Origin of the sequence: Pseudomonas sp. IzPS59 (assembly GCF_014863505.1) — a bacterium.
Taxonomy (GTDB): Bacteria; Pseudomonadota; Gammaproteobacteria; order Pseudomonadales; family Pseudomonadaceae; genus Aquipseudomonas; species Aquipseudomonas kribbensis.
On sequence record NZ_CP062251.1, the window covers coordinates 4,188,237 to 4,199,094 of the forward strand.

At 61.9% G+C, this 10,858-nt stretch carries 10 protein-coding genes; 3 read left to right on the forward strand and 7 right to left on the reverse strand.

Annotation, left to right across the window (positions count from 1 at the left end; genetic code table 11):
- Positions 1 to 17 precede the first annotated feature (17 nt).
- The 6 genes from IF189_RS18730 to IF189_RS18755 all read right to left on the reverse strand — a co-directional run bounded on the left by IF189_RS18730 (position 18) and on the right by IF189_RS18755 (position 6,022).
- Positions 18 to 2,441, reverse strand: a complete 2,424-nt coding sequence (locus IF189_RS18730) for a TonB-dependent siderophore receptor (RefSeq protein ID WP_134827484.1) — start codon at positions 2,439 to 2,441, stop codon at positions 18 to 20.
- A 98-nt stretch (positions 2,442 to 2,539) separates the two neighbouring features.
- Positions 2,540 to 3,523, reverse strand: coding sequence for a FecR family protein (locus IF189_RS18735; protein ID WP_134827485.1), 984 nt, complete (start codon positions 3,521 to 3,523; stop codon positions 2,540 to 2,542).
- A gap of 40 nt (positions 3,524 to 3,563) precedes the next feature.
- The gene (locus IF189_RS18740) at positions 3,564 to 4,064 is read right to left on the reverse strand and encodes a sigma-70 family RNA polymerase sigma factor (protein ID WP_134827486.1); all 501 of its coding nucleotides are present in this window, start codon (positions 4,062 to 4,064) and stop codon (positions 3,564 to 3,566) included.
- 94 nt (positions 4,065 to 4,158) lie between these two features.
- Positions 4,159 to 4,995, reverse strand: coding sequence for a hypothetical protein (locus IF189_RS18745; RefSeq protein WP_134827487.1), 837 nt, complete (start codon positions 4,993 to 4,995; stop codon positions 4,159 to 4,161).
- Between the two features lie 48 nt (positions 4,996 to 5,043).
- Positions 5,044 to 5,223, reverse strand: a complete 180-nt coding sequence (locus IF189_RS18750; protein WP_134827488.1) for a hypothetical protein — start codon at positions 5,221 to 5,223, stop codon at positions 5,044 to 5,046.
- 85 nt (positions 5,224 to 5,308) lie between these two features.
- A complete protein-coding gene (locus IF189_RS18755) occupies positions 5,309 to 6,022 on the reverse strand; it encodes a class I SAM-dependent methyltransferase (protein WP_134827489.1) in 714 nt (237 codons plus the stop codon).
- A 180-nt stretch (positions 6,023 to 6,202) separates the two neighbouring features.
- Here IF189_RS18755 and IF189_RS18760 point away from each other — a divergent pair, with 180 nt between their 5' ends.
- From IF189_RS18760 to IF189_RS18770, 3 genes are read left to right on the forward strand one after another with little or no spacing between them, the layout of a single operon-like run.
- On the forward strand, positions 6,203 to 7,372 hold the full coding sequence (locus IF189_RS18760; protein WP_134827490.1) for an aromatic ring-hydroxylating oxygenase subunit alpha: 1,170 nt from the start codon (positions 6,203 to 6,205) through the stop codon (positions 7,370 to 7,372).
- 39 nt (positions 7,373 to 7,411) lie between these two features.
- The gene (locus tag IF189_RS18765) at positions 7,412 to 9,073 is read left to right on the forward strand and encodes a choline dehydrogenase (RefSeq protein ID WP_192552057.1); all 1,662 of its coding nucleotides are present in this window, start codon (positions 7,412 to 7,414) and stop codon (positions 9,071 to 9,073) included.
- Positions 9,074 to 9,086: 13 nt separating this feature from the next.
- A complete protein-coding gene (locus tag IF189_RS18770) occupies positions 9,087 to 10,121 on the forward strand; it encodes a GlxA family transcriptional regulator (RefSeq protein ID WP_192552058.1) in 1,035 nt (344 codons plus the stop codon).
- A 1-nt stretch (position 10,122) separates the two neighbouring features.
- Here IF189_RS18770 and IF189_RS18775 read toward each other — a convergent pair whose 3' ends face one another.
- The gene (locus tag IF189_RS18775; RefSeq protein ID WP_134827493.1) at positions 10,123 to 10,851 is read right to left on the reverse strand and encodes a class II aldolase and adducin N-terminal domain-containing protein; all 729 of its coding nucleotides are present in this window, start codon (positions 10,849 to 10,851) and stop codon (positions 10,123 to 10,125) included.
- Positions 10,852 to 10,858 lie beyond the last annotated feature (7 nt).

Consider the following 10,858-nt stretch of genomic DNA (forward strand, 5'->3'; position numbering starts at 1 on the left):
GAACGAGCCGCGCACGGTCAGAAACCGACGCTGGCCTGCACGAAGAACGTACGCGGCGCGCCGACATACATCCCCGAGTTGTTGTCGCTGGAGCGGGTGAAGTACTGCTTGTCAAAGATGTTTTTCACCCCGGCGCCGAGCTTCAGGTTCGACAGCTGCGCACCGAAGTCATAGCCGCCGCGCACGTTCCAGGTCACATAACCCGGGATGTCGCCGTACTGCCCGTCCGCCGTGCCTTCGGTGATGTAGTTGTTGCTGAAGCTGCCATCGGCATTCACGCCGGTGCCCGGTGAACGCTGTTTGGACTGGGCGAAACCGTCGATGTTGTAGGTCCAGCGATTGATGTCGTAACGCAGGCCGACGGTCGCCACCTGACGCGAGTAGAACGGCAGGTCGCGGCCCTTGAAGCCTGGAATCTCGCCTTCATACGTGGCGCGGGTGTAGGTGAAACCGGCGTTGGCGGTCAGGCCATCGAGGCGCGGATCGAGCGCCGCCATGTCGTAATGCACAGAAGCCTCGATGCCCTGGTGCTTGGTGGCGCCGAGGTTGGTCCAGCCCACGTCGTTGCTGATGTATTGCAGTTCGTCGTCGAAGTCGATGTAGAACAGCGTCACTTCTCCGCCCCACACGTCATCGTTGTAGCGGGTGCCGATTTCGTAGGTCTTGGCCTTTTCCGGCTCCAGGCCGTTGGCGGTCTGGTCACCCGAGCCGCCCTGCCCCAGCTGGAAATACTGCAGACTGCCGAACGAGGTTTCGTAGTTGGCGAACAGCTTCCACGCATCCGACAGGTGATACATCACGCTCAGCGCCGGCAGCGGTTCGTTGCTCTCGATGCTGCGGTTTTTCTCCGGCACGCGTTTGCCGGCGGTGTCGAGCACGGCGCGGTCGTGCCAGTCGGTATTGATGTGCTCGAAGCGGATGCCCGGGGTGATGGTCCATTTGCCGACGTCGATCTTGTTGTCGACGTAGACCGCGTTGGCCTCGGTGCCGCCGGTACGGTCCTGGAACACGTGGCCGTCGGACGTCTTGGTGACCACCGGCTCATTGTTGACCAGCGCCAGACGGCTCGATTGCTCGTGCATCGCTTCTTTCAGGTAGCGATAACCGACGCTGACTTCCTGAGTGGTCGGGCCGACGTCGAATACCCGCGAGACACGTGGCTCGATGCCCAGCGTGTAGTAGGAACGCGGGTACGAGCTCAGGGTTTTCAGGTCGCGGGCAGCGATGGTGCTGCCACGGAAACTGTCGGTGTAATAGGTCAGCACTTCGGCCTGGGTGCGCTCGTCGATCTGGCGGATCCACTTGAACGACACGTCCTTGCGACGGCCGCTGAAGTTGTCGTAGTCGCGCACCGAGTCATACGGCTTGTCGTCGTACTGCTTCTGCGTCAGGCCGCCGGGCATGTCGGCGCTGGCATCGTAGTAGTGGAAATTGAGACTGAAATCGTCCTGATCGGTCGGCGCCCAGTGGGTCTTGAGCAGCACGTCGTCGATGTCGTTGCCGTTGTTGCGCTCGCGGTAACCGTTGCCGTTGACGCCGGAGTACAACAGCGCCACCCCCATGCCGTTGTCGGCCGTGCCGCCGAGGAAAGCGGTGTCGATGTGTTTCCAGCCGCCGTAGCGAGTGGTTTCCAGGGTGGTGCCGATTTCACCGGTGGCTTTTTCCGGGATGGCACGGGTCACGAAGTTGATCACGCCGCCGACGTTCTGTGGCCCGTAACGCACGGAACCAGCGCCGCGCACAACGTCGATGCTGTCGAGGTTGCCGGAAGAAATCGGAGCCATCGACAATTGTGGCTGACCATACGGCGCGAACGCGGCCGGCACGCCGTCGATCAGTACGGTGGAGCGCGGCGACAGACGCGAAGTCAGGCCACGAACGCCGACGTTCAGCGAGATGTCGCTGCCGCCGGTGCCGTTGGAGTCCTGCACCTGCACGCCCGGCACACGCTTGAGGACGTCGCTGACGTTCATCGCGCCCTGCTCGACCATGGCCTCGCGGCGGATCACCGTGCGCGCGCCCGGATGGTTCTGCACCACGGCGGCATCGGCGTCGCCGAGCCAGTCACCGACCACTTTGATGTCGGTCACGCCCAGTTCCAGCGGGCCGTTGGCGGCTGCGGTCGGCGCTGGCGACAGGGTCACCGAGCCTTCATTGATCTGATAGTTCAGGCCGCTGCCTTGCAGCAACTGACGCAGCGCGTCTTCCGGCGAAAGATCGCCATCGACGGCCGGCGCCTGTTTGCCGGCGACCAGGTCCGGGCTGAAAAACACCTGCAGCGAGGTTTGCTGACCCAGTTCGCTCAGCGCCTGGCCCAGGGGCTGCGCGCGGATATGAATGGCGTCGGCGGCAAATGCCAGTGGCATCGCAGCGTTGACCGCCAGCGCAAGCGCCAGCGGCAACCAAGGGGATTTTTTGTTGTTGGCAGTGGTGTTTTTCACGTCGTACGGAGTCCTGTGGATCGCAAGAGTGTGCGGCTGTTAATGCAAACCAGTTGCAGTTGAACAGGAAGACGACGAACTCGAAAAAAACCTGAATTTTATTTTGAAATTATTTCCTGACTGCCGTCGGCGTGGGTCCGCACGGCCACCGGAAGGATGCTCGGCAAGGCCTTGAGCAAGGCGTCGGTGTTGTCGGATTTGAACACGCTGGTCAGGCGCAGACTGGCCACGGCCGGGTTGGCGACGGTCAACGGCTTGTCACGGTAACGGGACACTTCTTCGACCACTTCGCTGAGACTGGCGTTGTTGAATACCAGTTTGCCGCTGCGCCACGCCGTCAGCTCCGCCGGGTTGACCGCGTAGGCCTGAGCCACAACGCCATGGGTGTCGACATGGGTGCCGAGACCAGCCGTCAGATTGATGAATTGGTTGTCCGGCGCATGCCGCCCCTGCACCTTGACGGTGCCCTGCTCCACCGCGACCCGGGTTTGCGTCACGTCGCGACGCACATCGAAGCGCGTGCCGGTGACCGTGACTTTGCCACTGCCGGCCTCGACCACGAAAGGGCGGGACGTGTCGTGCTCGACGCTGAACATCGCCTCGCCTTCGGTCAATTCGATCAGTCGCCGATCCTTCTCGAATCGCACCTGCAGGCGGCTGCGGCTGTTGAGATCAATCACCGAGCCGTCCGGCAATGCCACATGCCTGCGCTCGCCCAGCGCCGTGACGAATTCGGCGCTGTAACCCGCCGGGTGATTCAAGCCACTGAACAGACCGAGCCCGAGGGCCACCGCGACCACACTCGCTGCCACGGCATAACGCAGCAGCGGACGACGTTCGCGACGCGCTGGCGGAGTCTCACACAGGGCCTTGAGCCGTGGCGCCGGCAGCAGATCCGCCGCCGTCCACAGGCCTTGCAGCAACTGGAATTCGTCACGGTGCTGCGGATGTTCGATCAGCCAGGCTTCGAAGTTCCGATATTGTTCGGCGTCGACAGCAGGCTCCTGCAAACGCACAAACCAGCGTGCCGCCTCATCGCGCACCGTTGTTTGCCCGCACGCGCAATCACGAGTATCCATCATGGAATGTCCTGTTTGGCTGGGGATGAAAAGACCCTGCGTCTCATGATTGCGCCCCGTCCAGGCGATCACGCAGATGCCGCAGGGTGCGGATCATATACTTTTCCACCATGTTCTTGGACAGGCCCAGGCGCTCGGCGATTTCCGCCTGGGTCAGGCCCTCGATCTTCTGCCAGACGAAAATCCGCCGGCAGTTGACCGGCAACTCGGTGAGCGCGCGTTCGATGGAATCGGCCAGCTGGATCGCATGCATATAATGCTCCGGGTCACCGGTCGGCGACTCACTGTGATCGATCGCCTCCGACTCCATGGCACCCCGCCGGTCCTCACGCCGATAGCTGTCCACCGCGATGTTGCGCGCCGTCTGATGCAGATACGCCCGGGGTTGCTGCACCGCCGATGAATCGGATTCGAGCACCCGCACAAAGGTGTCGTGCGCCAGATCCTCGGCCTGCGAGCGATTGCGCAGGCGACGGGTCCAGGTGCCGATCAACTCTTCGTAATGCTCGAGAAAGCCGGGTCTGCGGGGCAGCATGGGGATCATTGCGGCGTGCTGAGGAAAGGGGCGGGAATGGTAATACTTCCTATTAAGCCCGGCAAATCATTCCTCGGCCCCTCGACAAGAGGATGCAAACACCCTATTTGACTTTGACCTTGCCGATACCTTTTCCCTGATCCGGGTCGACAATCCCGAAGCAGCCCACCGGTGGGTGCAGGTACTGATACAGGGGATTGACCAGCAGGTGCGCATCACCGCAAGTAATCAAATGCATGTGGTCACGGTAAGTGTCGATGAGGTGCTGGATCGAAGGCGCGATGTAGGGATGAATGCCAGTGCGCAATCCCATGCCGGCCTTCACGTAGTTCGAATAGAGTTCTTTGAACTTGCCACCGTCCTTGGCTGACAGCCGCGTAGTTGGCGATGGGGGAGCACTGAACAGATCCTGAAACTTCTCGAACCCCGTCCTCTCTCCCACGTAGGGCCTGGCAAAATCTGTGAGGGCCTTGTACTCGGCCTTTAGAAATCCCATGTCCGCGACTTTTTTGCAGTCGTCCAGCATGCCTTGGACGAATGCAACCATGACATTGGCGGGAAAGTCTTGCGCTTTGTTGTAGTAATTCTTCATCAGGTTTTCAAGGATCGGGAAAACCGAGTGCTCCCAGCCGAAAACCTTGCCCCGGTCGAAAACCGGCGCGAACAACGGCGGCACTGACTGACGCGTGACGTCCCTTGGATACTGCTCGACATGGCAGACGATCTTGTTGTCTTCGATCAGCGGACCGAAGAAGTCTGCCCATACACCCTGAGCCGCCCACTGAAACGGCGGTTCCCGGTGGGCATCGCCGGTGAGAAAGATCATCGGGTCGTACTCATCCGGAAAATGTTTGGCGGCCGCTGCAAGATCCTCCGCCCGCTCATCCGACATCAACACCCCTTCATCGATCCACCAACTGCTGCCGAACTTCTTGCCCATGAAATTGCACTCCGTCAGTCCCTTGCAGTGAGCATCCGTTTCATGACGCTAGCCGTCATCCGGGATTTTTCCAGCAGCCCACGACACCCGGGGCTCCTGGAAAGACCCGAGCGCTGTTTCTGCGGCAAAAAATTGGGTTTGGGGGATGGCTGAAATTTTGGGCGGATTGATATTGGTTGGCTGCGATGAGGCGCCGTGTTGGGCCGAAATGGCGGTCAGCGACTTCATAAAATGTTCATGACGGGCTTTCTTTAACAATAGGTCTCAGCGTGCGTCCTGAATCGCCCCGGGTTTCGTAGACTCCTCCGTCGCTCTAACTCGCGGCAATCTCTGCCTTGCGCGAGCAGAACCACCCGTGCATCAACCCCGCCTGAAAGAACTGCACCGGCGCCTCGAACCCCGCCGACTCGATCAGTCCGGCGACCTGTGGCGCCGGCAGGATCGCCACATCGCTGGCATACGCCGCTCGCGCTCGTTCGAGCATTTGCGCCGGCACCTGGGCCGAAGCCATCAGCGTCATCCAGTGACGCAGCAATGCTTCGTAGGCTGGCGACGCAGTGTCAGAAGCGAGATCAGCGTTCGCCAGAATCCCGCCCGGCACCAGACGACGGGCAATCTCGTGGAAAAAGCCGATACGGGCCTGCGGGTCGAGCAAAAACTGCGACACCAGAAAACAGGTCGCCCCGTCGTAAGCGGATTCATCCGTCAGCGTATCGAGATAGCCTTCGTGAAAACGGCAACGGGCCAGGAAGCCGCCTTCGGTCGCTCTTTGACGGCACACCTCGAGCATCGCGCCCGAAGGATCGACCCCGGTGAATTGCCAACCGGGAAACCGCTGCGCCAGGTGCGCCATTTCCACACCGGTGCCCACGCCGACACAGAGAATCCGGGCATTTTCCGGCAGGCCCGCGAACACCGAATCCAGCAGCAAATAAAGAGCATCACGAATGGGCGCCATGCCGCTCCACTGCTTGTCATAGACAGCGGACTGCTGGTCGAACAAAGCCTTGAGTGCTTGATTGTCCATGGAGAAATTTCCTCTGCATCATGATCGCGTTGAAGTTTCATTATCGCAGGGCTGTCAAGGCCTCCCCGGTCCAGCCTGCGATTGATCATTCCGTCCAGCAACTGGTCGCAATCCATCAACCCCCACACCGCCCCGCACCCTAGATTAGATCCCACAACAACAAGCCGTGGAGATCGCCTCATGCACAGTTTCCAGACCCGCAAGCAGCACAGCCCGGTCGACGCCTGGGATCAGCAGGATCCGGAGCAGGCTTTCACCCTGCCCTCGCGCTATTTCTACGATGACAGTCTGTTCCGTGCCGAGCGCGACAACATTTTCATGAAGGCCTGGCATGTCGCCGGGCATGTCAGTGAGTTCGCCGAGCCAGGGCAGTTCGTGGTCACCGATCTGTTCGATCAGAGCGTGGTGGTGGCGAAGAACCGGCAGGGGCAGATCCATGGTTTTCACAACGTCTGCCAGCATCGCGGCAATCGCTTGCTCGAAGAACGCCGTGGCACCACCGGCGGCGTGGTGCGCTGCGCCTATCACTCGTGGTGCTACGAGATGGACGGCAGCCTGCGCGGTGCGCCGCGTTGCGAGCGGATGAAGAATTTCGAACTGGCGCAGTTCAACATTCCCCAGGTGCGCACCGAAGAACTCGGCGGCTTCGTCTACTTCAACCTCGACCCGAATGCGCCGTCGCTGCGGGATCTGTTCCCCGGTGCCGATGAGGAAATGCGTCGGGTGTTCCCGGATCTGGCCGACATGCACCTGATCGAGGAACAGGACGTCATCGTGCCGGCCAACTGGAAGGTGATCATGGACAATTCCATCGAGGGCTATCACTTCAAACTGTCCGGCCCGTGCCACATCGACCTCGCCCGGTTGATCGACTTCAAGGGTTATCAGTTGATCAAACGCGACAACTGGTGGACCTACGCCGCACCAGCCAATCTGTCGGCGACCGAGGCCTATGGCGTGCCGCTGAAAAGCGAGCTGAATCCGCAGGAATGCTTCTTCAACATCGGCATGTGGCCGAACAACACCTTCTACACCTTCCCGTTCTCCGAGTTTCTCGGCTCGTTCATCATGATTCCGCTGGATGCCGAGCGCTCGCTGCTGCGCTTCGGCTACTACTCCAGCAACCCCGAGACCGCCGCCGTCAGCATGGCGTGCATGAAGTGGATGAACGAAGACCTCGGCCCCGAAGACATCGCCCTGAACATCTCGGTGCAAAAGGGCCTGCGCTCGCTCGGCTACGACCAGGGCCGCTACATGATCGACGCCCAGCGCAGCAACGAAAGCGAGCATCTGGTGCATCACTTTCATCGCTTGGTGTTCAACGGCATTCACGGCCAATCCGTGGACTGATCCGCCCTTCCCTCGTCATTTGTCAGAACGGAGCAAACCATGGACGAAACCGGGTTTGATTACCTGATCGTGGGCGCCGGCTCGGCCGGTTGCGTGTTGGCCAATCGCCTGAGCGAAGATCCGAGCGTGCGCATCCTGCTGCTGGAGGCCGGCCCCGAGGACAAGAGCTGGTCGATCGACATGCCGTCCGCCGTGGGCCTTGTGGTGGGCGGGTCGCGCTACAACTGGCGCTATCAGTCGGAGCCGGAGCCGTACCTCGACGGGCGGCGGATCGGTACGCCAAGAGGACGCACCTTGGGCGGTTCATCATCGATCAACGGCATGGTCTACATCCGTGGCCATGCCCGGGATTACGACGGCTGGGTCGAACAGGGCTGCACCGGCTGGAGCTATCGCGAGGTGCTGCCGTACTTCAAGCGTGCGCAGACTCACGCCGACGGTGGAGATGACTATCGCGGCGCCAGCGGCCATTTGCACGTCACTCCCGGCGATGTCGAAACACCGTTGTGCGCGGCGTTCATCGCGGCCGGGGTTGAGGCCGGTTATGGCGTCAGCGAGGACTTGAACGGCTATCGGCAGGAGGCTTTCGGTCCGGTGGATCGCACCACGCGCAACGGTCGACGCTGGAGCACTTCGCGCGGTTATCTGAGCGAAGCGTTGGCTCGGGGCAATGTGCGGGTGGTCACCGATGCATTGGTGCTGCGCATTTTGTTCGAGGGGCGGCGAGCGGTCGGGATTGACTATGAACAGAACGGCGAAACCAACACCGTCCGCGCCCGTCGGGAAGTGCTGCTGACCGCCGGGGCGATCAACTCGCCGCAGTTGCTGTTGCTCTCGGGCGTGGGACCGGCGGCAGAATTGCGCGACCTCGGCATCAGCGTTATCCACGACCTGCCCGGCGTCGGCAAACGCCTCAACGATCACCCGGATGCGGTCGTGCAATTTCGCTGCAAGCAACCAGTGTCGCTGTATCGCTGGACCACCGCGCCGGGCAAATGGTGGATCGGCGCGCGCTGGTTCGTCCGTCACGATGGTCTGGCGGCAAGCAATCATTTCGAGGCCGGCGCGTTCCTGCGCTCCCGGGCCGGCGTCGAGCACCCGGACCTGCAACTGACCTTCATGCCGCTGGCGGTGCAACCCGGCAGCGTCGAGCTGGTGCCGACCCACGCGTTCCAGATCCACATCGATCTGATGCGCCCTACGAGCCTGGGCAGCGTGACGTTGCACAGCGCCGAACCGCGGCGGCCGCCAAGGATTCTGTTCAACTACCTGAAGACTGCGCAGGACCGTGCCGACATGCGCGCCGGCGCACGGCTGGTGCGCGAGATCCTCGACCAGCCGGCCATGGCTCCGTTCAAGGGCGAAGAACTGGTGCCGGGCCGTTCGGTGCAGACCGACGCCGAGCTCGACGCCTGGGCGCGGCAGGTCACGGAAACCGGCTACCATGCCAGCGGCACCTGCAAGATGGGGCCGGCGGGCGATCCTGAAGCGGTGGTCGATCCACAATTGCGGGTGCATGGCCTCGACGGTTTGCGGGTGGTGGATGCGTCGATCATGCCGGTGATCGTCAGCGGCAACACCAACGCGCCGACGGTGATGATCGCGGAAAAGGCCAGTGACCTGATCCGCAACCTCGCCCCGCTACCAGCCGCCGATGTACCGGTGTGGACCCATCCGCACTGGCAGACCGAACAACGATAAAGCAGAGATGGCGATGACCCGACCCGCTGAAGCTGTACCGCGCCATGAAGCACCGCTGCGAGTGGCGGTGCTGTTGTTGCCGGCGTTTTCCAATTTCGGTCTGGCGGCAGTGCTGGAACCGCTGGCCATCGCCAACTGGCTGAGCCAGCGTACGCTGTTCGAGTGGACGCTGTTGTCGTTGCAGTCCGGCCCGGTGACGGCCAGCAACGGTCTGGCGAGCATCGCCGAGGACGGTTTGAACACTGAGCAGGCTTTCGACGCCTGCGTGGTGCTGGCCAGTTTCGAGGTGCATCAACACAGTCGCAATCCGGCGCTGAAGAGTTGGTTGCGCAAGCAGGCGTTGTTCGGCGCGGTGTTGATCGGCGTGGAAACCGGAACTGAATTGCTGGCGGCTGCCGGTGTGCTCGATGGCTACGAAGCGGCGGTGCATTGGGACAACCTGCAGGGTTTTCAGGAGAGTTACCCCAAGGTCCGCGCCCGACCGCAGCTCTACACCCTCGAACGCCAGCGCCTGACCTGCGCCGGCGCGACCACCATTCTCGACATGCTGCTGGGCTGGATCGGCCAGCGCATCGATCCTGATCTGGCCCGGGAAATCGGCCTGCACCTGTTGATGGGCCAGATGCGCGCCCCGGCGGACAATCAGCTCGACGGCGGTCTGGGCAACAGCGGGATGTACGGCAACAAGATCCGCCGCGCCGTGCAGTTGATGGAAAAGGCTCTGGAAGAACCGCTGGACTGCGAGGCGATTGCCAGCGAAGTGGGCCTGTCGCGGCGGCAACTGGAGCGCCAGTTCAAACATCAGACCGGGCTCTCGCCGCTCAAGTACTACATCACCCTGCGCCTGGCCCGGGCGCACAACCTGCTGCAACAGACGCAAATGAGCGTGGCCCAGGTGGCGGCGTGTTCGGGGTTCGGCTCGCTTGAGCATTTCTCCCGCACTTACCGCGCACGTTTCGGCTGCCCGCCGAGCGAGGACCGGCGCCAGGCGTGGAGCGCGCCGGTGATGCGCCAGCCGTTGAGCAAGGCGCACTTGTCGCAAGAATGAGTCACTGCCGGTACGCCGGCTCTTCCTCATCAAGAATGCCCATCAATGCATTGAAATGCTTGTCGGCAAACCCCGGATAATCCAGCCACTGCCGACACGTCTTGCGCGCCACTTCATCGCCAGCCACCCGCAACTCAAGCCCGGTAGCCAGTGCGGTGATATACACCTCGCAAGCCCGCTCGAAGTAATACAGATCATCAAACGCCTGGGCCACGCTCGGCGCCGCGACCAGCAAGCCGTGATTGCCCATCAGCAGGATCGGCTTGTCGCCAAGTAGCCTGCTGACCCGCTCCGCTTCGTCTCCAAGGCCCATCCCATCAAAGCCGTCATCAATCGCCACCCGCTCGAAAAACCGCATGCTGTTCTGCTCGATCGGTGGCAGTCGTGAGTCCTTCAGGCAGGCCAGGGTCGTCGCGTATTTGCTGTGGGTGTGCAGGATGCAACGAGCCTGGGGCTGGTTGCGGTGCAAGGCGCTGTGCAAGGCCCAGGCGGTGATGTCCGGGGCGTTCGGGCGGTCGAGACTGGCCGGATCGTCGGCATCGAGCAACAGCAGATCACTGGCGCGGATCCGCGAGAAATGCTTGCCGTAAGGATTGATCAGAAACTCGCGGCCGTCCGCTAAAGTGGCCACGCTGAAATGATTGGCGATGGACTCGTGCAGGTTCAAGCGCGCAGCCCAGCGCAGGGCACAGGCCAGCTGGATTCTCAGGTGTTGGACGTTGTCGTGCATGGCGCGG

What these genes read in the sequence shown, in the direction of transcription:
- IF189_RS18735 (WP_134827485.1), bottom strand. Translation starts at nt 3,523, where the DNA reads ATGATGGATACTCGTGATTGCGCGTGCGGGCAAACAACGGTGCGCGAT.
- IF189_RS18740 (WP_134827486.1), bottom strand. Translation starts at nt 4,064, where the DNA reads ATGATCCCCATGCTGCCCCGCAGACCCGGCTTTCTCGAGCATTACGAA.
- IF189_RS18745 (WP_134827487.1), bottom strand. Translation starts at nt 4,995, where the DNA reads ATGGGCAAGAAGTTCGGCAGCAGTTGGTGGATCGATGAAGGGGTGTTG.
- IF189_RS18750 (WP_134827488.1), bottom strand. Translation starts at nt 5,223, where the DNA reads ATGAAGTCGCTGACCGCCATTTCGGCCCAACACGGCGCCTCATCGCAG.
- IF189_RS18755 (WP_134827489.1), bottom strand. Translation starts at nt 6,022, where the DNA reads ATGGACAATCAAGCACTCAAGGCTTTGTTCGACCAGCAGTCCGCTGTC.
- IF189_RS18760 (WP_134827490.1), top strand. Translation starts at nt 6,203, where the DNA reads ATGCACAGTTTCCAGACCCGCAAGCAGCACAGCCCGGTCGACGCCTGG.
- IF189_RS18765 (WP_192552057.1), top strand. Translation starts at nt 7,412, where the DNA reads ATGGACGAAACCGGGTTTGATTACCTGATCGTGGGCGCCGGCTCGGCC.
- IF189_RS18770 (WP_192552058.1), top strand. Translation starts at nt 9,087, where the DNA reads ATGACCCGACCCGCTGAAGCTGTACCGCGCCATGAAGCACCGCTGCGA.
- IF189_RS18775 (WP_134827493.1), bottom strand. Translation starts at nt 10,851, where the DNA reads ATGCACGACAACGTCCAACACCTGAGAATCCAGCTGGCCTGTGCCCTG.